This is a genomic window from Streptomyces sp. NPDC051963, assembly GCF_044593495.1.
In the GTDB taxonomy this organism is placed as follows: Bacteria; Actinomycetota; Actinomycetes; order Streptomycetales; family Streptomycetaceae; genus Streptomyces.
In genome coordinates, this window is sequence record NZ_JBIUCC010000014.1 from 121,817 (window position 1) to 142,953 (window position 21,137).

The following is a 21,137-nucleotide window of genomic DNA, read 5'->3' on the forward strand; positions in this document are numbered from 1 at the left end:
AGGGGCGCGGGGAACTGCGCGACCAGCCACGACGCTGCCGCAGCCGACACACAACCCATCCCGGCACCCCCTTAGTCCGAATCGGCCAAGCCGGCCGCAGCCTCATGCATGGCCAGTTCAAGCAGCCCCGGATCCGTAAGGGTGCCGGAGCCATCGGGCGGGACCAGCCAGCGGACCCCGCCGGTGGCGCGTCCCGGATACGGCACGACGATCCACGCCCCCGCCCCCGCAGCGCGGATACCCGTGCCGAGCCAGCGGGCGGCCGTGCCCGGTGGCACGAAGAAGCCCATCCGGGCGTCGCCGAAGTCGGCCAGCACGGGCCCCAGTTGGTCGATGATGCGGGTCAGTACGTCGAGGGTGGGGTAGCCGAGTTCACCCGGCAGGATCAGGACGTCCCAGGCTTTGCCGGCCGGGAGCAGCGCGACCCCCAGAGGGTTGCGCTCCCACTCCCAGCGGCAGGCCTCGGGATCCGGTGCGACGGCCGCGAGCCACTCGACCGCCGTCTTCGCCCCTGTCATGAGGGGTCCTCCCTGTCTCTCGTCGACGCAGTCGCGTCACGAAGGAGAGGGAGGTCTTCCGGCAGCATTACGCGGGTTCGGGCAACCCGTCGGAGTGAACTGAATCACAGTCACATGTGTGCCGTACGGTCAGCTGTCGAAGCCGAGCCCCAGCTTGTCCATGGTCCTCAGCCACAGATTGCGCCGCCCGCCGTGTGCGTCGGCGCGGGCCAGCGACCACTTCGTGAGTGCGATCCCGGTCCAGGCGAAGGGCTCCGGCGGAAACGGCAGCGGCTTCTTGCGCACCATGTCGAGCTCCGTGCGCTCCGTGCGCTCCCCGGCCAGCAGATCCAGCATCACATCGGCGCCGAAGCGGGTGGCACCGACGCCCAGGCCCGTGAAACCCGCCGCGTACGCCACCCGGCCCTGGTGCGCGGTGCCGAAGAACGCCGAGAAGCGCGAGCAGGTGTCGATCGCGCCGCCCCACGCGTGCGTGAACCGCACGCCCTCCAGCTGCGGGAAGCAGCCGAAGAAGTGCCCGGCGAGCTTGGCGTACGTCTCCGGGCGGTCGTCGTACTCGGCGCGCACCCGGCCGCCGTACGGGTAGATGGCGTCGTAGCCGCCCCAGAGGATGCGGTTGTCGGCGGAGAGGCGGAAGTAGTGGAACTGGTTCGCCGAGTCCCCGAGGCCCTGGCGGTTCTTCCAGCCGATGGAGTCCAGTTGGCCGGCGGTGAGCGGCTCGGTCATCAGCGCGTAGTCGTAGACCGGGACGGTGTACGCCCGTACCCGCTTGACCAGGCTGGGGAAGATGTTGGTGCCCAGCGCGACGTTACGGGCGCGGACGGAGCCGTAGGGGGTGCGTACGGCCATGCCGGCGCCGTACGGCTTCAGGGTGAGGGCGGGGGTGTGCTCGTGGATGCGGACGCCGAGCTCCAGGCACGCCCGCTTGAGGCCCCAGGCCAGCTTGGCGGGGTTGAGCATGGCGACGCCGCGGCGGTCGTACAGGCCCGCCTGAAAGGTCGGTGAGTCGACTTGTTCCCGTAGCGCTTCGGCATCGAGGAACTCGACGCCGTCGGCGAGGCCCAGACGCTCCGTCTCCTCGTGCCACTCGCGCAGTTCCCGCGCCTGGTACGCCTCGGTGGCGACGTCGATCTCGCCGGTGCGCTCGAAGTCGCAGTCGATGGAGTAGCGGGCGACCGCCGCCTCGATCTCGTCGAGGTTGCGGGCGCCCAGCTGCTCCAGCTTGTGGATCTCGTCCGGCCAGCGGGCGAGCCCGTTGGCCAGACCGTGTGTGATCGACGCGGCGCAGAAGCCGCCGTTGCGGCCCGAGGCGGCCCAGCCCACCTCGCGGCCCTCCACCAGCACCACGTCCCGCTGCGGATCGCGCTCCTTGGCGATCAGCGCGGTCCACAGTCCGCTGTAGCCACCGCCGACGACCAGCAGGTCGCAGGTCTCGGCGCCGGTGAGGGCGGGTTCGGGGCGGGGCTTGCCGGGGTCGTCCAGCCAGTACGAGACCGGCTGGGCTTCGATGAGTGCCTTTGTCCAACGACTCATGGCGCTCGGGGCCATGATTCCAACTCCCTACAGGGTTTTTCCGGTTACGCCTTTTGCTTGTTGCGGCGATTGCTGACGGCCATGGAGGCCAGCACCAAAAGTACGGCTACGAGGAACATCGCCGTACCGATGACATTGATCTGAACGGGTGTTCCGCGCTGTGCCGAGCCCCAGACGAACATGGGGAAGGTGACGGTCGAGCCCGCGTTGAAATTGGTGATGATGAAATCGTCGAAGGAGAGCGCGAAGGCGAGCAGTGCGCCGGCCGCGATTCCCGGGGCGGCGATCGGCAGGGTGACCCGGACGAACGTCTGCACCGGTCCGGCGTACAGGTCCTGCGCCGCCTGCTCCAGCCTCGGGTCCATCGACATGACGCGCGCCTTGACGGCCGTCACGACGAAGCTGAGGCAGAACATGATGTGGGCGATCAGGATCGTCCAGAAGCCCAACTGCGCACCCATGTTGAGGAACAGGGTGAGCAGCGAGGCCGCCATGACGACCTCGGGCATCGCCATCGGCAGGAAGATCAGCGAGTTGACGGCGCCCCGCGCGCGGAAGCGGTAGCGGACCAGCGCGAAGGCGATCATCGTGCCGAGGACGGTGGCGCCGAGCGTCGCCCAGAACGCGATCTGGAGGCTGACCGACAGCGAGCCGCACATGTCGGCGACACCGCAGGGGTCCTTCCACGCGTCGGTGGAGAACTCCTGCCATTGGTAATTGAAGCGCCCCTTCGGGTTGTTGAAGGAGAACACCGTGACGACGACGTTCGGCAGCAGGAGATAGCCGAGGGTCACCAGTCCCGCGATGACGACGAAATGACGCTTGAGCCAGTTGACGAAGGCCATTTAAACCAGATCCTCCGTTCCGGACCTGCGGATGTAGAACGTGACCATGATGAGGATCGCGGCCATCAGGATGAAGGAGAGGGCCGCGGCCGTCGGATAGTCGAGGATCCGCAGGAACTGGGTCTGGATGACGTTGCCGACCATGCGGGTGTCGGTGGAGCCGAGCAGATCGGCGTTGACGTAGTCACCGGCCGCGGGGATGAAGGTCAGCAGCGTGCCGGAGACGACGCCCGGCATCGACAGCGGGAAGGTGACCCGCCGGAAGGTCGTGACCGGCCTGGCGTACAGATCGCCCGCCGCCTCGTGCAGCCGTCCGTCGATGCGCTCCAGCGAGGAGTAGAGCGGCAGGACCATGAACGGCAGGAAGTTGTACGTCAGACCGCAGACCACGGCGAGCGGCGTGGCCAGCACGCGGTCGCCCGAGGTCCAGCCGAGCCAGCTGGTGACGTCCAGGACGTGCAGTGTGTTGAGGGCGCCGACGACCGGGCCGCCGTCCGCGAGGATCGTCTTCCAGGCGAGCGTACGGATCAGGAAGCTGGTGAAGAACGGCGCGATCACCAGGATCATGATCAGGTTCCGCCAGCGGCCCGCACGGAACGCGATCAGGTACGCGAGCGGGTAGCCGAGGACCAGACAGAGGATGGTCGCGGCGCCCGCGTACAGCACCGAGCGCAGGAACTGCGGGTAGTACTCGGACAGCGCGTCCCAGTAGGTCGCGAAGTGCCAGGTGACCTTGTAGCCCTCCTCCAGGGAGCCCGTCTGCACGGACGTGGAGGCCTGGTAGATCATCGGCATCGCGAAGAAGACCAGCAGCCAGAGGATGCCGGGCAGGAGCAGCCAGTACGGCGTCCAGCGGCCCCGCTTGCGAGGGGGCTTCTTCTCTTCCGGTGCGGGCGCCAGGGGCGGTGCCTCGGTGATGGCCGCCATCAGGCCGCCACCCCCTCTTCCGGGTCCACGGTCTCGACTCCGGCGTCGATGTCCTGGGCCGCGTCCAGACCGAAGGTGTGCGCGGGGCTCCAGTGCAGGACGACGTCCGCACCCGGGGCGAGCCGGGCGTCGCGGTCGACGTTCTGGACGTAGACCTCGAACTCGGGGCAGACGGCGCTGTCGATCACGTACTGCGTGGAGACGCCGATGAAACTGCCGTTCGTGATCTTGCCGGTGATGCGGTTGCGGCCCTCGGGGATGGAGCCCGCGTCGTCGGCGTGGGTGAGGGAGATCTTCTCCGGGCGGACGCCGACCAGGACCTTGCCGCCGGTCGTCGTGGGCGCGGAACAGCGGGCCTCGGGCAGGACCAGCTTGCCGGCGCCCGCCTTGAGGACGATGTCGTCGCCGCTCTTGGCGTCGACCTCGGCCTCGATCAGGTTCGAGGTGCCGAGGAAGTTGGCGACGAACGTGGTGCCGGGGTTCTCGTAGAGGTCGGTGGGCGAGCCGAGTTGTTCGACGCGGCCCGCGTTCATCACGGCGACCGTGTCGGCCATCGTCATGGCCTCCTCCTGGTCGTGCGTGACATGGATGAAGGTGATGCCGACCTCGGTCTGGATGCGCTTGAGCTCCAGCTGCATCTGGCGGCGCAGCTTCAGGTCGAGGGCGCCGAGGGGCTCGTCGAGGAGCAGCACCTTGGGGGTGTTGATCAGCGCGCGGGCGACCGCGACACGCTGCTGCTGGCCGCCGGAGAGCTGATGCGGCTTCTTGCGCGCCTGCTCGCCGAGCTGGACCAGGTCGAGCATGTCCCCGACCTGCTTCTTCACCGACTTGATGCCGCGCCGGCGCAGACCGAAGGCGACGTTCTCGAAGATGTCGAGGTGCGGGAAGAGGGCGTACGACTGGAAGACCGTGTTCACCGGCCGCTTGTACGGCGGCAGGTGGGTGACCTCCTGGTCGCCGAGGAAGACGGTGCCGCTCGTCGGCTCCTCGAGTCCCGCGATCATCCGCAGAGTTGTGGTCTTGCCGCAGCCCGAAGCACCGAGCAGGGCGAAGAAGGAGCCCTGCGGCACGGTCAGGTCGAGCGGTTGTACGGCGGTGAAGGAGCCGTAGGTCTTGCTGATCCCGGAGAGGCGGACGTCGCCGCTGCTGTCGTTCGTCATGGTGGTCACGCCCCTGTGAGCTTCGCGAACTTCTCTTCGTAGGCCGTCTCTTCCTTGCTGCTGAGCAGGCGGAAGGAGTGCGACTTCGCGGCCATTTCCTTGTCTGGGATGATCAGCGGGTTGTTCGCCGCGTCTTCGTCGATCTTCGCGAGGTAGGGCTTCACTCCGTCGACGGGACAGACGTAGTTGATGTAGGCGGCCAGTTCGGCGGCCGGCTCGGGCTCGTAGTAGTAGTCCATGAGCCGCTCGGCGTTCGTCTTGTGGCGCGCCTTGTTGGGGACCAGCATGTTGTCGGTCGACGTCATGTAGCCGCTGTCCGGGATGATGAAGTCGACGTCCGGGCTGTCCGCCTTGAGCTGGACGACGTCACCGGCCCAGGCGATACAGGCGGCGAAGTCGCCGCTGGTGATGTCCGACGTGTAGTCGTTGCCGGTGAAGCGGCGGATCTGGCCCTTGTCGACGGCCTTCTGGAGCCGGGCGACCGCCGCGTCGTAGTCGTCGTCGGTGAACTTCGCCGGGTCCTTGCCCATGTCGAGCAGCGTCATGCCGATGCTGTCGCGCATCTCGGTGAGGAAGCCGATGCGGCCCTTGAGCTTGGGGTTGTCGAGCATGTCGGAGACCGACGTGACCTCGATGCCGTCGAGCGCCTTCTTGTTGTAGGCGATGACGGTCGAGATGCCCTGCCAGGGGTACGAGTAGGCGCGGCCGGGATCCCAGTCCGGGCTGCGGAACTGGCTGGACAGGTTGGCGTACGCATGCGGGAGGTTGGCCGGGTCCAGCTTCTGGACCCACCCCAGGCGTATCAGCCGGCCGGCCAGCCAGTCGGTGAGGACGATGATGTCGCGGCCGGTGTCCTGGCCCGCGGCGAGCTGCGGCTTGATCTTGCCGAAGAACTCGTTGTTGTCGTTGATGTCCTCGGTGTAGTTGACCTTGATGCCGGTCCGCTTGGTGAACGCCTCGAGCGTGGGGTGGTGCTTCTCGCTCTCGTCGACGTCGATGTACTCGGTCCAGTTGGAGAAGTTGATCTCCTTCTCCTTCGCCGAGTGGTCCTCCGCGGAGGTGCCGCCCTCCGTCTTGCCCGCCGCGGGGATCCCGCAGCCGCTCAACGCCCCGAGGCCGCCGACCGCGAGCGCGCCGCCCGCGGAGGCGCGGAGCAGCGAACGACGGGTGAGGGCGCCCCTGCCGTTCCGGAGGCTGCGCCGCATGGCGGCCAGCTGGACCGGAGTCAGCGGTTCGGGTTCGTACTGCTCCATGCGCTTGGTGCCCTTTCGGGAGGATGGGCGGCCGCGGTCGGGCGGCCTGTCTGCTATCGGTCCCCGAAGATCGTGCGGTGCCAGTCCTTCCTGGGCACCGCCGTGTTGTCGAACATGACGTGCTTGATCTGGGTGTACTCGTCGAAGGAGTAGGTTGACATGTCCTTGCCGTAGCCGGAGGACTTGTAGCCGCCGTGCGGCATCTCGCTGATGATCGGGATGTGGTCGTTGACCCAGACGCAGCCGGCCTTGATCTCGCGGGTCGCGCGATTCGCCCGGTAGACGTCCCTGCTCCACGCCGAGGCGGCCAGGCCGTACGGGGTGTCGTTGGCCAGCCGGATGCCTTCGTCGTCGCTGTCGAAGGGGAGGACGGCGAGAACCGGCCCGAAGATCTCGGACTGCACGATCTCGCTGTCCTGCGCGGCGTCCGCGACCAGGGTGGGGCGATAGTACGCGCCGTTCTTGAGCTCCCCCTGCGGGGCCTCACCACCGGTGACCACGCGCGCGTAGCCACGCGCCCGGTCGACGAAACCGGCGACGCGGTCGCGCTGGACGTGCGAGATGAGGGGGCCGAGGTCGGTGCCCGGGGCGAAGGGGTCGCCGAGCCGGACGGTGTCCATGAGGGCGGCGGTCCGCTCCACGAACGCTTCGTAGAGCGGCCGCTGCACGTACGCGCGCGTGGCGGCCGTGCAGTCCTGGCCGGTGTTGATGAGCGCGCCCGCGACGGCGCCGTTGACGGCCGCCTCCAGGTCGGCGTCGTCGAAGACCACGAAGGGTGCCTTGCCGCCCAGCTCCAGGTGGAGGCGCTTGACGGTCGCGGTGGCGATCTCGGCGACGCGCTTGCCGACGGCGGTGGAGCCGGTGAAGGAGGTCATGGCGACGTCGGGATGGCCGACGAGGTGCTCGCCGGCTTCCTTGCCCGTCCCGGTGACGATGTTGACGACACCGTCCGGGATACCGGCCCCGGTGGCGGCCTCGGCGAAGAGCAGCGAAGTCAGCGGGGTGAGCTCGGCGGGCTTCAGGACGATGGTGTTGCCCGCGGCGATGGCCGGGAGGATCTTCCAGGCGGCCATCTGGAGGGGGTAGTTCCAGGGCGCGATGGAACCGACGACGCCGATGGGTTCGCGACGGACGTACGAGGTGTGGTCGCCGGAGTACTCGCCCGCCGACTGTCCCTGGAGGTGCCGGGCCGCGCCCGCGAAGAACGCGGTGTTGTCGATGGTCCCGGGCACGTCGAACTCACGGGTCAGCTTCAGCGGCTTGCCGCACTGGAGGGACTCGGCGCGCGCGAACTCCTCGGCGCGCTCGGCGAGCACGGCGGCGAAGCGGTGCAGCGCGTCGGAACGCTCACCCGGGGTGGTCGCGGCCCAGCCCGGGAAGGCCTCGCGCGCGGCGGCCACGGCCGCGTCGACGTCCTCGGGCCCGGCCAGCTCGTACGTGTACGCGTCCTCGCCGGTGGCCGGGTCGACGACCGCGTGCGTACGACCGGAGGTGCCCTTCGTCAGACGGCCCGCGATGTACTGCGCACCGGCCGCGAGGCGCTCCTGTGCGGGGAATCGGTCCGGGGTTCCCGGGTTGTGCATGTCGTCGCTCTCCTCCGCCGTCGTCCCCGGTGATCAGGGGTGGGTGGCGTAGCTTCAGCTCGATTTGAGTGCCGATCCTGACAGAGCTAAGGGCGTCCAACAAGTGATTCCGTTGTTGCCTTTTGGTTACGCGACGGAATCTGTCGACCAGGTGTCGAGTCGGCATGGAAAAGGGGGGACGGGTTGTCAGTGGTGCCTGCCAGACTCGCATGCATGGGGAAGATCGATGCTTGGGAGTCCCTGGTCAGGGAGGTCCGCGCGGGGGCGAGAGTCAAGTACCTGCACTTCTGGGGACACCGGGCACAGCGGGACGGCCGCGTCGACGCAAGCTGTCTGAGTCAGTGGTGGCCGTCGCCCTTCGTCGTGGACGGCGTCCCAAGCAGGCCGGGCGTCTCGTGCGCGGCTTCGAAGCTGGTCGAGGCGAGCCCGCTGGAAAGGGTGTGGAGAATCGGGCTGGCGGCGGACGACCCGGCGGCGATGGACCCTGAGCGGTGGCGGGGGCCGAATCTGCTGGGGTTTGCGTTGATGGGGGCGCGGGAGAGGTTGGTGGGGGGCGGGGGATGACCGCGGTGCGGTCAGATCGCCAGGACCAGGGCGAACACGCCGAGGGCCAGGGCGATGCCGACCGCGCCGCAGATGATGCCGCCGAGGGCCTGGCCCGGGTTTGTGGCCTCGCCTCTGCGGGCCTTTCCGCGGCCGAGCGCGCCGAAGATCACGGCGAGGATGCCCAGGACGATGGCCACCGGCCACAGGCAGAAGACGACGGCCGCCAGGATGCCGAGTACCAGGCCCGCCGTGCCCATTCCGTTGGCCGGCGCCGGCTGTACACCGGGCCAGCCGTAGTAGCCCGCGCCGGACTGGGACGGGTATCCCGGACCGGCCGGGTAACCGTGACCGGCCGGGTAGCCGTACGGGACCTGGCCGGGGCCCTCGGGAGATATGGGCGGCGGAGGGACGGGCTCGCGGTGGGCGTACGGGGGTGCCGGTGGGGGCGGTGCGAAGGGGTTGGCGGAGCCGTTCGGCGGGGGTGTGGGGGCCGGGGGTGCGAAGGGGTTCGCCCACGGCTGGGACGGCTGGGCTTGGCTCTGGTCTGCGTCCTGTGCCGCCGCAGGAGTGCCCATCGGCGGCATCCCGGTGGCCGTCTGTCGATCGTGAACGGAAGGAGGGGAGGAAGGGGTGGGCCACGTCATGCCCGGGGCGCCCGACGCGACCGTGTTGCCGGGGCCGCCGGGTGCGGGTGGGGTGTCGTCCACGGGCGGCGCCCACGGGTTCGGCTCGGGCCGGGCGTCGGCAACGGCCTCCCCGCCTCCGCCCGCCGACCCCGCCCGGTCCGCCTTCTTCAGGTCGACCTCGGGGTCCGCGCCCTCGGCCAGCGGCACCTCGGCGGCGTCGGCCGCGCTCGGTGCCGCCCAGGGGTCGCCGGTGTCGTCGGGCGGCGGCGTGGGCCAGTGCGCGGCGGCGTTGTCACGCGCTTCCGGCGTCTGCGCGTCGTCGGACATGCGCGGGGTCCCCTCTGTCGAGCGTGCCGTCATGCTACGGCCCGTGCCACGACGGCGGGGGTCCGGCCTACGATGATCCCCGAGTCATCGATCAGCCGATCACCCGCGTCCCGCCGGACACCGGCCGGGGACGCCGTTCCCGGGGAGGAACCTTGTCCCGACACGTAGCCGCAGAAGCCGCAGGCGCACCGCGCGACCTGCACGCCTTCATCGCCGGACTGCCCAAGGCCGAACTGCATGTGCATCACGTGGGTTCCGCCTCCCCGCGGATCGTCTCGGAGCTGGCCGCCCGCCACCCCGACTCCAAGGTCCCGACCGACCCCGAGGCGCTGGCCGACTACTTCACCTTCACGGACTTCGCCCACTTCATCGACGTGTACCTGTCCGTCGTCGACCTGATCCGCACACCGGAGGACGTACGTCTGCTGACGTACGAGGTGGCCCGGGACATGGCCCGGCAGCAGGTGCGGTACGCCGAGCTGACCATCACGCCGTTCTCCTCGACCCGCCGTGGCATCGACGAGGGCGCCTTCATGGACGCCATCGAGGACGCGCGCAAGGCGGCCGAGGCCGACTTCGGGACCGTACTGCGCTGGTGCTTCGACATTCCCGGCGAGGCGGGTCTGGAGGCGGCCGAGGAGACGACGCGACTGGCCACGGACGACCGGCTGCGCCCCGAGGGACTGGTGTCGTTCGGGCTCGGCGGGCCCGAAATCGGCGTACCGAGGCCGCAGTTCAAGCCGTACTTCGACCGGGCACTGGCCGCCGGGCTGCGGTCGGTGCCGCACGCCGGCGAGACGACCGGCCCGGAGACGGTGTGGGACGCGCTCAACGAACTGCACGCCGAGCGCATCGGGCACGGCACGAGCTCCGCGCAGGACGCGAAGCTGCTCGCGCACCTCGCCGAGCACCGCATCGCGCTGGAGGTGTGCCCGACCTCGAACATCGCCACCCGCGCGGTCCGCACCCTCGACGAGCACCCCATCAAGGAGTTCGTGCGGTCCGGCATCCTCGTCACCATCAACTCCGACGACCCGCCGATGTTCGGCACCGACCTCGACAACGAGTACGCGGTGGCCGCGAGGCTCCTCGAACTCGACGAGCGCGGCCTCGCGGACCTGGCCAAGAACGCGGTGCAGGCGTCCTTCCTCGACGAGCCCGGCAAGGCCCGCATCAAGGACGAGATCGACACCTACACCTCGGCCTGGCTCGCGCCCTGAACCCCGTCGAGAAGCCCGCGACAATGAGGCCCATGCAGAACGTGACCGCCGTGGCCCACCGCGGCGACCCCTACCGGCTCCGTGAGAACACCCTCGGCTCCCTGCGATCCGCGTTTCGGCGGGGAGCGGACGCGGTCGAGACCGACGTACGGCTGACGAGGGACGGCGTGCCCGTGCTGCTGCACGACGACACGCTCAAGCGGCTGTGGGAGCACGACCGGCCGCTCGGCTCGCTGTCGGCGGCCGAGGTGCACGGCCTCACGGACGGCGGGGTGCCGACGCTGGCGGAGGCCCTCACCACCACCAACGGCAGCCGGGTCATGCTCGATCTGCCCGGTGAGCCCGGCGAGAAGGCGGCGCGCCGGGTCGTGGACGTCGTACGGGAGTCGGGGGCCGCCGACCGCGTGTACTACTGCGCCGGCGCCCCCGCCATGCTCGCCGTACGCGCCGCCGACCCGTCGGCCGAGATCGCGCTCACCTGGACGACGCTGGCGCCACCGCGCCCCGCACTGCTGGACGCGGTGCGCCCGCGGTGGCTCAACTACCGTTTCCCACTGGTGGACCGCGACCTCGCCGCCCGTATCCACGCGGACGGCTACCTGGTCTCCGTCTGGACCCCCGACACCCGCCGCTCCATGCGCCGCCTCCTCGACATCGGCGTCGACTCGATCACGACGAACCGGATCGACGCCCTGTGCGCCCTGCGCGGGGACTACACGCGCGAGCGCTGAGCCACCGTCGCCGGATCGGCCGGGGTCGCACGGGTGACGTACTGCGGTACGGGCGCGGTGTCCTTGCCGTTGTCGCGGACGAGGCCGTAGCGGATGGCGCCCTGGGGAGGGCCGTAGCGGACGTCCTCGTTCGCCTTGTCCCAAGTCGAGGTGAAGACGGTCAGGCCGTAGGAGGCGCCGCGTTCGTTCTGGTTGAGGGTGACGGTGCCGTCGACGTAGAAGTACTCGTTCTGCCACATCTGTTGGGTGCCGTCGGGCAGGACGGTGTAGCCGATGTCGGGGCCGCCCATGCCGGTGACGTAGCCGCGGTCGGAGCCGTCGCCGATGACGTCGTCCATCCGGCGGCCGCCTCCGGACGCGACGTGGAAGAGCTTGCCCTTCAGGCCGGTCCAGGTCGGCACGGTCAGTCCGCCGGACCGGTCGTCGGGCGAGATCTGCCAGCGTACGAGGACATATCCCTGGCCGCTGAGGGTCACGCTCTCCCCGCGGTGCTGCATGACGGCCTGCGCGCCGCCGGTGCTGGTGATGCCGGACTCGGGACGGCGCGGCAGGGCAGCGGGCTCGGCGTTCGGGTCCGGGGCCCGGTCGACGGCGTCCACGACGGTGCCGTACAGCTCGGGTTCCTTCGTCGGCGTCGGGGACGGCGAGGGCGACGGTGTGGGTGAGGCGGGCGCGGAGGGGGACGGCGGGCGGGCGGTGCTCGCCGCGGTCGGTGCCGCCGCGCGCGGTGGCGGGTCGTCCGGGGGCTGGGTGACGACGTACGCGCCGCCCGCGACGATGGTCGCACCGGCCGTCATCGCGACGGCGGGCTTGGTCAGCGCGCCCAGCAGTTTGGCGGACCAGCCGACGGAGGTCGCGGCCACGGCCGTCTTGCCGCCGAAGGCCAGCGACAGCGTGAAGCCGACCGGCAGCGGCACGAGCGCGATGCCGACGAGGAGCCGCTCGGCCGGTACGACGGACTCGCGGGTGTCGCCGCAGTAGGCGCAGCCACGGAGATGCCGGGCCAGCCGCTTGCGCCAGACGGAGTCGGGGCGGCCGTTCCAGCGGGCGGTCAGCTCACGCAGTTCGGGGCAGGCGCCGTCGAGGGCCCGCACGATTCCGCGCGCGGTCTCCACGCGTTCCTTCAGCCGCTGGACGCGCACGGCCGCATGCCGGCGGCTGATGCCGACGGCCGAGGCCAGCTCGCGCCGGGTCAGTTCACCGGCGACCTCCAGCCACCACAGCGACAGCAGCTGCCGGTCCTCGTCGTCGAGCCAGCGCACCGCCTCCGCGACCTCGCGCCGCTGACCCTCCAACTGGAGCCGCAGGACGGTGAGTTCGGCGAAGTCGGCGGCCTCGTGCGGGGCGGACTCGTCCAGTCGGTCGGGCTGCTTGCGGCGCGCCCGGTCCCGTATCTGCCGCATGGCGATCGCCACCAGCCAGGACCGGAAGCTGTCGGGGTCGCGCAGCGAGCCGAGGTTGTCGACGGCGCGCAGCATGGTCTCCTGCACGACGTCGTCGACATCGGCGTGACCGTTCAGGGCGCGGCCCACGATGTTGTAGACCAACGGCAGCCAGCCCGCGACCAGTTCGTCCAGCGCCTGCCGGTCGCCGGCCTGCGCGGCCGCGATCGTGGAGCGCCACTGCCGCCCTTCCACATCCGTCCTCTCGTGTGTCATTCCGTGTCCGTACGCACCTTCTCAGCCGTGACCGTGCGGCTCGCCATGAGGATGATCACAGATACGGAGACGGGGTGAAGGCGGCCGCGATAACAGTTTTTCGGCGACCGTCCGACCGGATGGGCGTGGGCGAGGCCACTTGTGCAACTAGTTGCATAATCGGCGGGCCGTCCTCTACAACAGTGAGGACGACCCCGCACCGGAGTACCCGGAGACCCCGAATGAGCCGTTACCCGCACCTGCTGAGCCCGCTCGACCTGGGCTTCACCACTCTTCCCAACCGCGTGCTCATGGGCTCGATGCATGTCGGGCTGGAGGAGGCCGAGCGCGGGTTCGAGCGGATGGCCGCGTTCTACGCCGCCCGGGCGCGCGGCGGTGTGGGGCTGATCGTCACCGGGGGCATCGCGCCCAACGACCAGGGACGGCCGTACGAGGGCGGTGCGAAGCTCACCACCGACGCCGAGGCGGCGCAGCACACGGTGATCACCGAGGCCGTGCACCGCGAGGGCGGGCGGATCGCGCTGCAGATCCTGCACTTCGGCCGGTACGCCTACCACCAGGACCTCGTCGCTCCGAGCCCGCTCCAGGCGCCCATCAGCCCCTTCCCGCCGCGCGAGCTCACCGACGAGGACGTCGAGCGCACGATCGACGACTACGCACGGGCCGCCCGTCTCGCCCGGCAGGCGGGGTACGACGGGGTCGAGATCATGGGCTCCGAGGGCTATCTGATCAACGAGTTCATCGCCGCGCAGACCAACCACCGCAGCGACCGCTGGGGCGGCTCGTACGAGAACCGCATGCGGTTCCCCGTCGAGATCGTCCGGCGGGTGCGGGAGGCGGTCGGCGAGGACTTCATCGTCATCTACCGGCTGTCGATGCTGGATCTGGTGCCGGGCGGTTCGACGCTCGACGAGGTGGTCACGCTGGCCAAGGCGGTCGAGGCGGCCGGAGCGACGATCATCAACACCGGTATCGGCTGGCACGAGGCGCGTATCCCCACGATCGCCACCTCCGTGCCGCGCGGCGCCTACACCTGGGTGACCCGGCGACTCAAGGGCGAGGTGTCGGTCCCGCTCGTGACCACCAACCGCATCAACACCCCTGAACTGGCCGAGCAGTTGATCGCCGACGGCGGCGCGGACATGGTCTCGATGGCCCGTCCGATGCTCGCCGACCCCGACTTCGTCGCCAAGGCCGCGGCCGGCCGCCCCGAGGCGATCAACACCTGCATCGGCTGCAACCAGGCCTGTCTCGACCACACCTTCAGCGGGCAGATCACCTCCTGCCTGGTCAACCCGCGCGCCTGCCACGAGACCGAGCTGGTGCTCTCCCCCACCCGGCGGCGCAAACGCGTCGCGGTCGTCGGCGCGGGCCCGGCCGGACTCGCCTGCGCGGTGAGCGCCGCCGAACGCGGCCACGAGGTGACGCTGTACGACGCCGCGAGCGAGGTCGGCGGCCAGCTCAACGTGGCCCGCAGGGTCCCCGGCAAGCAGGAGTTCGACGAGACCCTGCGCTACTTCCGCCACCAGCTCGACGCCCACGGTGTCGACGTACGCCTCGACACCCGGGTCGCCGCCGAGGACCTGTCCGGCTACGACGAGGTCGTCGTCGCCACCGGCGTCACCCCCCGCACCCCGGACATCCCCGGCACCGACCACCCCAGCGTCGTGGGCTACCTCGACGTCCTGCGCGACAGCGCCCCCGTCGGCGACCGCGTCGCGATCCTCGGCGCCGGCGGCATCGGCTTCGACGTCGCCGAATACCTCACCGACGGCGGCGACAAGGCGAGCGAGGACCCGGCGACGTACTTCCGCCACTGGGGCGTCGACATGGCGTACGAAGGCCCCGGCGGACTCACCGCACCCGAACGCCCCGCCCCGCCCCGCACGGTGCATCTGCTCCAGCGCAAGACGTCCAAGGTCGGCGCGGGCCTCGGCAAGACCACCGGCTGGATCCACCGCGCCGAACTCAAGCACCGCGGCGTGCACATGGTCCCGGGCGTGCGCTACGACCGGATCGACGACGCCGGACTGCATGTCACCGTCGGCGACACCAGCACGGTCCTGGAGGTCGACACGATCGTGCTGTGCACCGGGCAGGAGCCGCGGCGGGAGCTGTACGACGCCCTGGTCGCCGCCGGGCGCAGCGTGCACCTCATCGGCGGTGCCGACGTGGCCGCCGAGCTGGACGCCAAGCGGGCCATCAAGCAGGGCACGGAGCTGGCGGCGGCGCTCTGAGGGTCGTACGGCCGTCCTTAGGATGTGCGGCATGTCCCTGCCGCACGCGATCCTGACCGCCCTGCTGGAAAGGCCCTCCTCTGGGCTGGAGCTGACCCGGCGGTTCGACCGGTCGATCGGCTACTTCTGGTCGGCGACGCACCAGCAGATCTATCGCGAGCTGGGAAAGCTGGAGGCCGACGGCCATATCCGCGCCCTGGCCTCCGCGCAGCCGAGCCGGGGGCAGAAGAAGAGCTACGAGGTCCTGCCCGCCGGCCGCGCCGAACTGGCCCGCTGGACGGCCGCCGCCCAGGACCCCAGGCCGCACCGCGACGCCCTGCTGCTGCGGCTGCGCGCCGCGGCGGTGGTCGGCACGGCGGGTCTCGAGGCCGACCTGCGCCGCCATCTGGAGCTGCACCGGCGGCAGTTGGCGGAGTACGAGGAGATCGAGCGGCGCGATTTCCCGCCCGGGAAGGACAGCCCCGAGGACAGGCTGCGGCATCTGGTGCTGCGGGCCGGGATCGATCTGGAGACGTTCTGGACGGGGTGGCTGACGCAGGCGGTGGTGGAGGTCGCGGCGCTCCCGGACGAGGGCGAAGGCGCCCATTGATACCGGCTCGCGCCCCTTTTGCGGCGTAAAGTACCGGCATGGAATGGACCCTTGAGGTAATCGTCGTACCCGTTGCCGACGTCGACCGGGCCAAGAGCTTCTACACCGACCGGTGCGGGTTCCACGCCGATGTCGACGTGTCGCCCTTCGAGGGCGTTCGGTTCGTCCAGCTCACTCCGCCCGGCTCGCGCTGCTCCGTCGTCATCGAGAGCGGCACGCCGGACTCCCCCGGCCAGCCGACCATGGCACCCGGTTCGCTCCAGGGACTCCAGCTCTGTGTCACGGACATCGAGGCGGCGCGGGCCGAGCTCGTGGACCGCGGGGTCGAGGTGAGCCCGGTGCAGCACGTGGGGCCGTCCGGCTGGGAGGAGGGCCGCGGGGACCGCTGGAACTCCTTCCTCTTCTTCAACGACCCCGACGGCAACGGCTGGGTGGTCCAGGAGGCGCCGGCTCCGCTCGCGCAGCGCTGACGCGGTCCGAGTGGTACCGGGGTACCACTCGGGCGCCGAGGATTCCCCTGTGGTCCCAGAGTCCTGAGGTGCGGCGCTCCTAGTTTCGAATGCAGACACCGCGGTGCGTCCGCGGCCTGGTTCGAGGCGGGAAAGGCCCACACCCATGATCGAAGCACGTGAGCTCACCAAGCGGTACGGCGACAAGACGGTCGTCGACAAGCTGAACTTCACCGTCAAGGCCGGTGAGGTGACCGGCTTTCTCGGCCCCAACGGTGCGGGCAAGTCCACGACCATGCGCATGATCGTCGGCCTGGACTCCCCGACCAGGGGCTCGGTCACCGTGAGCGGCCGGTCCTACGCACGGCACCGCGCACCCCTGCACGAGATCGGCACCCTGCTGGAGGCCAAGTCCGTCCACCCCGGGCGCAGCGCGTTCAACCACCTGATGGCGCTGGCGTACACCCACGGCATTCCGCGCCGCCGGGTGGACGAGGTCATCGAGCTGGCCGGACTGACCAGTGTGGCCGGCAAGCGCGTGGGCGCCTTCTCGCTCGGCATGGGCCAGCGGCTCGGCATCGCCTCGGCCCTGCTCGGCGACCCGGCGATCGTCATGCTCGACGAACCGGTCAACGGCCTCGACCCCGAAGGTGTGTTGTGGGTGCGCAACCTGCTGCGCGGGCTGGCCGACGAGGGCCGGGCCGTGATGCTCTCCTCGCACCTGATGAGCGAGACCGCGCTGATCGCCGACCACCTGGTGATCATCGGACGCGGCCGGCTGCTCGCGGACACCACGGTCGACGACTTCACCCGCGAGGCCGGCGGCTCAGGCGTGAAGGTCGCCACCGACGAGGCCATGAGGCTGCGTTCGCTGCTGGCCGGTCCGGACGTCACGATCAGCTCGTTCTCCGCCGAGGAACTGCTGGTCACCGGACGGGACGCCCGTGAGATCGGAGCGATAGCCGCTCAGCACGGAGTGGCGTTGTACGAACTCACCCCGCAGTCCGTGTCCCTGGAGGCGGCCTTCATGGACCTCACCCGCGACGCCGTCGAGTACCAGAGTGCTCCGGCCGACGCCGAGCGAAAGGCAGCCTGATGACCGTCACCAGCCTCGCCCCCACTGCCCCTGCCGGCACGAAGAACTACAAGGTGACCGGCGCGCGTGTGGTCCGCTCGGAGTGGGCCAAGTTCTGGTCGCTGCGCTCCAGTTGGATCACCCTGGGCGTGGCCGTGTTCCTGCTGGTCCTCTTCGGGGCCATCGCCTCCTTCACCTACAGTCCCGACGCGGTCGGGGACGGCGGACCGCTCGGTGCCGAGGGCAGCAGCGATGCCGTGAGCCTGGCCCTGACCGGTGTGAGCTTCGCGTCGCTGGCCATCGGCGTGCTGGGGGTGCTGCTGTCCGCGGGCGAGTACACCACCGGCATGATCCGCTCGACGCTCACCGCGGTCCCGCGCCGGCTGCCGGTGCTGTGGTCCAAGGCCGTGGTGATCGGGCCCATCGCCCTGCTCCTCACCACCGTGGGTGCGCTGGCCGCCTTCCAGTTGGGCTCTCCGGGTCTGGACGGCGAGAAGATCGCGCTCGCCCTGGGCGACGAGGGTGTGCTGCGCAGTCTGGCCGGCGCCGGCGTCTATCTCGGCCTGGTGGCCGTGTTCGGCGTGGCCCTGGGCGTGCTGATCCGCTCCTCCGCCGGGGCCATCGCGGCCCTGGTGGGCATCCTGCTCATCCTCCCCGGCCTGGCCTCGCTGCTGCCCGACTCGTTGTACGACACGCTCAGCCCCTACTTCCCCAGCAACGCGGGGTCGGCCGTCTACACCCTGCACGAGTCCTCCGACGCGCTCTCACCCGGCGCGGGACTGGCGGTGTTCGCCGGCTGGGTGGCGCTGGCCCTCGCCGGGGCCGCCTTCCGGCTCGTCCGGACCGACGTCTGACCAGGGCCACGAGCACAATGGTGTCCATGAGCGCGGAACGCGCGGCAGCCGCCGCGGACACCGCCCCGGGGGCGGCGCCGCCGCCGGCCCCGGGGTTCGACGCCGCCTGGGCGCACCCGGTCCTGGGCCGTATGTGGCGCGGCCAGCAGGACCGGCACCGGCTGGACCGGCGACATCCGTGGCTGCTCGACACCGCGGTGGTGCTGTTCGTCGTGTGCCTCACCCTTCCCGACCTGCTGTCGGGCAGCGCCGACTCACCGTTCGGGGAGCCGGACTCGCGTGACCAGGCGCCGACCGGCGTCCTGCTCGCCTTCACCCTGGCACTCGCCGTTCCCTTGTGGTGGCGGCGCAGGGCCCCGGCCGTCACGTTCTTCGTGATCGCGCTGGTGTCCCTGGGCCAGTGGTCGCTGGGCATCTGGCAGCCGGCCGGCATCAGCGTCCTGATCAGCCTGTACACCCTGGCCCGGCAGGGTTCGCTGCGGGTGCTCGGCTGGGCCGTCGCGACGGCTGCCATCAACCTGATTCTGGCCGTCTGGGTCATGATGCCGGTCGACAATCCGCTGCGCGGCGTCTTCTTCCTGCTGGGGACGGTGACGGCGGCCACCGCCGTCGGCCTGACCCTGCGAATCCGCCAGATGTACCTGGCCGCGCTGGAGGACCGGGCGAGGCGCCTGGAGATCGAGCACGAGCAACGGGTCCGGCTCACCGCCGCCGCCGAGCGCTCCCGGGTAGCCCGCGAGATGCACGACATCGTCGGTCACAACCTGTCCGTCATGGTCAGTGTCGCGGACGGCGCCGCCACCCTCGCCGCCAACAGGAACGAGCAGTCCGCCGAGCCCCTGCGCATCCTCGGCGACACCGGCCGCCAGGCCATGAGCGAACTGCGCCGCGTGCTGGGCGTCCTGCGCGAGGACCAGGACGACGTCACGATGCTCAGCCCTCAGCCCGGGATCCGCGATCTGGACGCCCTGCTGACGCGGGTGCGCGCCGCGGGCCTGAGAGTGGCCTACCGGACCGTGGGCGATCTCGACTCACTGACCAACGGTGTGCAGCTCACCGTGTACCGCATCGTTCAGGAAGCGCTGACCAACACGCTGAAGCACGCGGGTACGGGCTCCGCCGCGGAGGTCTCCGTGACCGTCGACGCCACCACCGTACGTGTCAGGGTCGCCGACACGGGTGCGTCACCGGACGCGTCCGCACCGGCAGTTGCGGTGCCTCGGGCCGAGGGCTCCGGCCACGGCCTGGTCGGCATCCGTCAGCGAGCCGCCATGTACGGCGGCTCCGTCACCATCGGCCCACGCGACACAGGGCACGGCTGGACGGTGGACGTCGCACTCGACGCATCCTCCGCACCCGCCCCGTCGGCATCAGGAGAACGCCTGCCATGACCACCGTGCTGATCGCCGACGACCAGCCCCTCCAGCGGATGGGTGTGCGCATGCTCATCGAGGGCACTCCGGGTCTGACCCCGGTCGGCGAGGCCGAGCACGGCGCCGAGGCCGTCCGCCTGGCCGCGCAACTTCGCCCCGACGTCGTCCTCATGGACATCCGCATGCCCGGCATGGACGGCATCGAGGCCACCCGCCGCATCATCGCCACCGGGGGCCGCACCCGAGTGCTCATCGTGACCACCTTCGACCTCGACGAATACGCGTATGACGGCCTCCGCGCAGGAGCCAGCGGCTTTCTGCTCAAGGACGCCCGCCCCGAGGAACTCGTGGCCGGCATCCACGCGGTGGCGACCGGCGACGCCGTGGTGGCCCCCCGTCTGACCCGACGCCTGCTGGACGCCTACGCCCACCAGGTACTGGCACCGGCCGATGCCCCCGCCCCGGTGGACCCCCGGCTGACGACCCTCAGCGTCCGCGAACGCGAGGTCCTGGTCGCCATCGGTCATGGGTGGACGAACACGGAGATCGCCGAACGGCTCGTGCTCACCGAGTCCACGGTGAAGAAGCACGTCGGACGGGTCCTCGCCAAGATCGGGGCACGCGACCGCATCCAGGCCGTGATCATGGCGTACGACGCCGGGCTGGTCAGGGCCAAGTCCTGACCGCCCCCGGTCCCGCCCGGACAGCGGCGCCGCTGCTACTCCCGGGCCAGGTCGGCCGTCGGCCCGGCCGTCCGGGACTGCTTCGGCTCGGCGGCCATGGCCCTCAGCGCTTCGAAGGCGGCTGCCGTCGGGCCGGCCGGTTCGGCTTGGTAGACGACCAGTTGCTGGTGCGGGGCTCCGTTGACCGTGAAAGCCGCGAACTTGATGTGCAGGTCTCCGACCTCAGGGTGCTTGAGGTGCTTCCCTTCCTGGGACTTGCTCTTGACCTCGTGCATCCGCCAGATCTGGGCGAACTCCTCGCTCTGGGCGGACAGTTCCGCCACGACCTCGGCGATACGGGCCGATTCGGGATCGTGGCCGTAGGCGGCCCTGAGCTCGGCGACACAGGAGTGCGCGGCCCGCTCCCATTCCTGGTAGAAGCCGCGTCCTGCGGGGTCGACGAAGACCATCCGGGCGAGGTTGTCGAACTGGTCGAACCCGCTGTGGAGAGCCGTGGCAAGGGAGTTGCCCGCCATGATGTCGAGGGCCGGGCCGATGACGAAGGCCGGGGTGTGCTCCCATCCGTCCATCAGCTGCAAGAGCTGCGGGCTGACGTCCGCCCTGCCCCAGTCGCGCGGGCGCTGCGAGGCGGTGAGGCAGAGGCGGTTGAGATGGTCGGTGGCCTCCGCGTTCAGCTTCAACGCCGCCGCCACGGCCTCCAAAACTTGCGGGGACGGGCTGTTCTCGCGCCCCTGTTCCAGCCTGATGTAGTAGTCGGAGCTGACTCCGGCGAGCAGCGCGACTTCCTCTCTGCGCAGTCCGGGCACCCGTCGTCGCCCGTATTCGGGCAGACCGACATCCTGAGGCTTGAGGGCCTCGCGGCGGGCTCTGAGGAAATCACCCAAAGGTGTCCCATTGCTCATGCGGCAACAATAGATGCTTTCCGGCCCACGAGAAGGGGCTGTCGCCCG

The 21,137-nt window shown here is 70.3% G+C and carries 20 protein-coding genes; 10 read left to right on the forward strand and 10 right to left on the reverse strand.

The annotated features are described in order from the left end of the window. Positions 1–71: 71 nt before the first annotated feature. From ACIHFB_RS42365 to ACIHFB_RS42395, 7 genes are all read right to left on the reverse strand, one after another. Entirely contained in the window at positions 72–518 is a 447-nt protein-coding gene (locus ACIHFB_RS42365; protein WP_365285637.1) for a hypothetical protein, read from the reverse strand. Positions 519–647: 129 nt separating this feature from the next. Beyond that, on the reverse strand, positions 648–2,066 hold the full coding sequence (locus tag ACIHFB_RS42370; RefSeq protein ID WP_365285639.1) for an FAD-dependent oxidoreductase: 1,419 nt from the start codon (positions 2,064–2,066) through the stop codon (positions 648–650). A 29-nt stretch (positions 2,067–2,095) separates the two neighbouring features. After that, positions 2,096–2,896: an ABC transporter permease gene (locus ACIHFB_RS42375; protein ID WP_365285641.1), complete on the reverse strand. Its 801-nt coding sequence runs from the start codon at positions 2,894–2,896 to the stop codon at positions 2,096–2,098. Continuing rightward, positions 2,897–3,823, reverse strand: coding sequence for an ABC transporter permease (locus ACIHFB_RS42380; RefSeq protein ID WP_365285643.1), 927 nt, complete (start codon positions 3,821–3,823; stop codon positions 2,897–2,899). Beyond that, positions 3,823–4,992 carry an ABC transporter ATP-binding protein gene (locus tag ACIHFB_RS42385; protein WP_400129665.1) on the reverse strand — a complete coding sequence of 390 codons (1,170 nt, stop codon included), beginning with the start codon at positions 4,990–4,992 and terminating at the stop codon, positions 3,823–3,825. Before ACIHFB_RS42385 ends, ACIHFB_RS42380 begins: the two co-directional genes overlap by 1 nt. Next, positions 4,989–6,236, reverse strand: a complete 1,248-nt coding sequence (locus ACIHFB_RS42390; protein ID WP_365285647.1) for a spermidine/putrescine ABC transporter substrate-binding protein — start codon at positions 6,234–6,236, stop codon at positions 4,989–4,991. Before ACIHFB_RS42390 ends, ACIHFB_RS42385 begins: the two co-directional genes overlap by 4 nt. Positions 6,237–6,289: 53 nt before the next feature. Further along, the gene (locus tag ACIHFB_RS42395) at positions 6,290–7,819 is read right to left on the reverse strand and encodes a gamma-aminobutyraldehyde dehydrogenase (RefSeq protein ID WP_400129666.1); all 1,530 of its coding nucleotides are present in this window, start codon (positions 7,817–7,819) and stop codon (positions 6,290–6,292) included. Positions 7,820–8,032: 213 nt separating this feature from the next. Here ACIHFB_RS42395 and ACIHFB_RS42400 point away from each other — a divergent pair, with 213 nt between their 5' ends. After that, the gene (locus ACIHFB_RS42400; RefSeq protein WP_400129667.1) at positions 8,033–8,383 is read left to right on the forward strand and encodes an NADAR domain-containing protein; all 351 of its coding nucleotides are present in this window, start codon (positions 8,033–8,035) and stop codon (positions 8,381–8,383) included. An 11-nt stretch (positions 8,384–8,394) separates the two neighbouring features. Here the strand turns inward: ACIHFB_RS42400 and ACIHFB_RS42405 are convergent, their stop codons facing one another. Beyond that, positions 8,395–9,318: a hypothetical protein gene (locus ACIHFB_RS42405; RefSeq protein ID WP_400129668.1), complete on the reverse strand. Its 924-nt coding sequence runs from the start codon at positions 9,316–9,318 to the stop codon at positions 8,395–8,397. 23 nt (positions 9,319–9,341) lie between these two features. On the opposite strand from ACIHFB_RS42405, the gene ACIHFB_RS42410 reads away from it, so the two are divergent. Together ACIHFB_RS42410 and ACIHFB_RS42415 are read left to right on the forward strand one after the other, a co-directional pair. Then, entirely contained in the window at positions 9,342–10,538 is a 1,197-nt protein-coding gene (locus ACIHFB_RS42410; RefSeq protein WP_400129669.1) for an adenosine deaminase, read from the forward strand. Between the two features lie 32 nt (positions 10,539–10,570). Next, on the forward strand, positions 10,571–11,269 hold the full coding sequence (locus ACIHFB_RS42415; protein WP_365285657.1) for a glycerophosphodiester phosphodiesterase: 699 nt from the start codon (positions 10,571–10,573) through the stop codon (positions 11,267–11,269). Here ACIHFB_RS42415 and ACIHFB_RS42420 read toward each other — a convergent pair. Then, complete coding sequence (locus ACIHFB_RS42420) at positions 11,251–12,927, reverse strand: sigma-70 family RNA polymerase sigma factor (protein WP_400129670.1); 1,677 nt, start codon at positions 12,925–12,927, stop codon at positions 11,251–11,253. The two genes, ACIHFB_RS42415 and ACIHFB_RS42420, sit on opposite strands and share 19 nt — an antisense overlap. 221 nt (positions 12,928–13,148) lie before the next feature. Between ACIHFB_RS42420 and ACIHFB_RS42425 the strand changes: the two genes are divergently transcribed. The 7 genes from ACIHFB_RS42425 to ACIHFB_RS42455 all read left to right on the forward strand — a co-directional run bounded on the left by ACIHFB_RS42425 (position 13,149) and on the right by ACIHFB_RS42455 (position 20,187). Next, on the forward strand, positions 13,149–15,164 hold the full coding sequence (locus ACIHFB_RS42425) for an FAD-dependent oxidoreductase (protein WP_400129671.1): 2,016 nt from the start codon (positions 13,149–13,151) through the stop codon (positions 15,162–15,164). 31 nt (positions 15,165–15,195) lie between these two features. Then, positions 15,196–15,753 carry a PadR family transcriptional regulator gene (locus ACIHFB_RS42430; RefSeq protein ID WP_400129672.1) on the forward strand — a complete coding sequence of 186 codons (558 nt, stop codon included), beginning with the start codon at positions 15,196–15,198 and terminating at the stop codon, positions 15,751–15,753. A 38-nt stretch (positions 15,754–15,791) separates the two neighbouring features. After that, positions 15,792–16,223, forward strand: a complete 432-nt coding sequence (locus ACIHFB_RS42435; protein WP_365285665.1) for a VOC family protein — start codon at positions 15,792–15,794, stop codon at positions 16,221–16,223. 145 nt (positions 16,224–16,368) lie between these two features. Continuing rightward, positions 16,369–17,298, forward strand: coding sequence for an ATP-binding cassette domain-containing protein (locus tag ACIHFB_RS42440; protein WP_365285667.1), 930 nt, complete (start codon positions 16,369–16,371; stop codon positions 17,296–17,298). Further along, on the forward strand, positions 17,298–18,131 hold the full coding sequence (locus ACIHFB_RS42445; protein WP_365285669.1) for an ABC transporter permease: 834 nt from the start codon (positions 17,298–17,300) through the stop codon (positions 18,129–18,131). The genes ACIHFB_RS42440 and ACIHFB_RS42445 overlap by 1 nt, the downstream gene beginning before the upstream one ends. 26 nt (positions 18,132–18,157) lie before the next feature. Beyond that, entirely contained in the window at positions 18,158–19,522 is a 1,365-nt protein-coding gene (locus ACIHFB_RS42450; RefSeq protein ID WP_400129673.1) for a sensor histidine kinase, read from the forward strand. Further along, positions 19,519–20,187: a response regulator transcription factor gene (locus ACIHFB_RS42455; protein ID WP_365285673.1), complete on the forward strand. Its 669-nt coding sequence runs from the start codon at positions 19,519–19,521 to the stop codon at positions 20,185–20,187. Before ACIHFB_RS42450 ends, ACIHFB_RS42455 begins: the two co-directional genes overlap by 4 nt. Before the next feature lie 35 nt (positions 20,188–20,222). On the opposite strand, the gene ACIHFB_RS42460 is transcribed toward ACIHFB_RS42455, so the two are convergent. Then, positions 20,223–21,089, reverse strand: a complete 867-nt coding sequence (locus ACIHFB_RS42460) for a helix-turn-helix transcriptional regulator (RefSeq protein ID WP_400129674.1) — start codon at positions 21,087–21,089, stop codon at positions 20,223–20,225. Between the last annotated feature and the right edge of the window lie 48 nt (positions 21,090–21,137).

Coding starts and splice junctions, on each gene's coding strand:
- ACIHFB_RS42375 (WP_365285641.1), bottom strand. CDS start 2,896: ATGGCCTTCGTCAACTGGCTCAAGCGTCATTTCGTCGTCATCGCGGGA.
- ACIHFB_RS42395 (WP_400129666.1), bottom strand. CDS start 7,819: ATGCACAACCCGGGAACCCCGGACCGATTCCCCGCACAGGAGCGCCTC.
- ACIHFB_RS42440 (WP_365285667.1), top strand. CDS start 16,369: ATGATCGAAGCACGTGAGCTCACCAAGCGGTACGGCGACAAGACGGTC.
- ACIHFB_RS42380 (WP_365285643.1), bottom strand. CDS start 3,823: ATGGCGGCCATCACCGAGGCACCGCCCCTGGCGCCCGCACCGGAAGAG.
- ACIHFB_RS42390 (WP_365285647.1), bottom strand. CDS start 6,236: ATGGAGCAGTACGAACCCGAACCGCTGACTCCGGTCCAGCTGGCCGCC.
- ACIHFB_RS42420 (WP_400129670.1), bottom strand. CDS start 12,927: ATGACACACGAGAGGACGGATGTGGAAGGGCGGCAGTGGCGCTCCACG.
- ACIHFB_RS42415 (WP_365285657.1), top strand. CDS start 10,571: ATGCAGAACGTGACCGCCGTGGCCCACCGCGGCGACCCCTACCGGCTC.
- ACIHFB_RS42455 (WP_365285673.1), top strand. CDS start 19,519: ATGACCACCGTGCTGATCGCCGACGACCAGCCCCTCCAGCGGATGGGT.
- ACIHFB_RS42450 (WP_400129673.1), top strand. CDS start 18,158: ATGAGCGCGGAACGCGCGGCAGCCGCCGCGGACACCGCCCCGGGGGCG.
- ACIHFB_RS42445 (WP_365285669.1), top strand. CDS start 17,298: ATGACCGTCACCAGCCTCGCCCCCACTGCCCCTGCCGGCACGAAGAAC.
- ACIHFB_RS42405 (WP_400129668.1), bottom strand. CDS start 9,318: ATGTCCGACGACGCGCAGACGCCGGAAGCGCGTGACAACGCCGCCGCG.
- ACIHFB_RS42370 (WP_365285639.1), bottom strand. CDS start 2,066: ATGGCCCCGAGCGCCATGAGTCGTTGGACAAAGGCACTCATCGAAGCC.
- ACIHFB_RS42365 (WP_365285637.1), bottom strand. CDS start 518: ATGACAGGGGCGAAGACGGCGGTCGAGTGGCTCGCGGCCGTCGCACCG.
- ACIHFB_RS42435 (WP_365285665.1), top strand. CDS start 15,792: ATGGAATGGACCCTTGAGGTAATCGTCGTACCCGTTGCCGACGTCGAC.
- ACIHFB_RS42460 (WP_400129674.1), bottom strand. CDS start 21,089: ATGAGCAATGGGACACCTTTGGGTGATTTCCTCAGAGCCCGCCGCGAG.
- ACIHFB_RS42425 (WP_400129671.1), top strand. CDS start 13,149: ATGAGCCGTTACCCGCACCTGCTGAGCCCGCTCGACCTGGGCTTCACC.
- ACIHFB_RS42400 (WP_400129667.1), top strand. CDS start 8,033: ATGGGGAAGATCGATGCTTGGGAGTCCCTGGTCAGGGAGGTCCGCGCG.
- ACIHFB_RS42430 (WP_400129672.1), top strand. CDS start 15,196: ATGTCCCTGCCGCACGCGATCCTGACCGCCCTGCTGGAAAGGCCCTCC.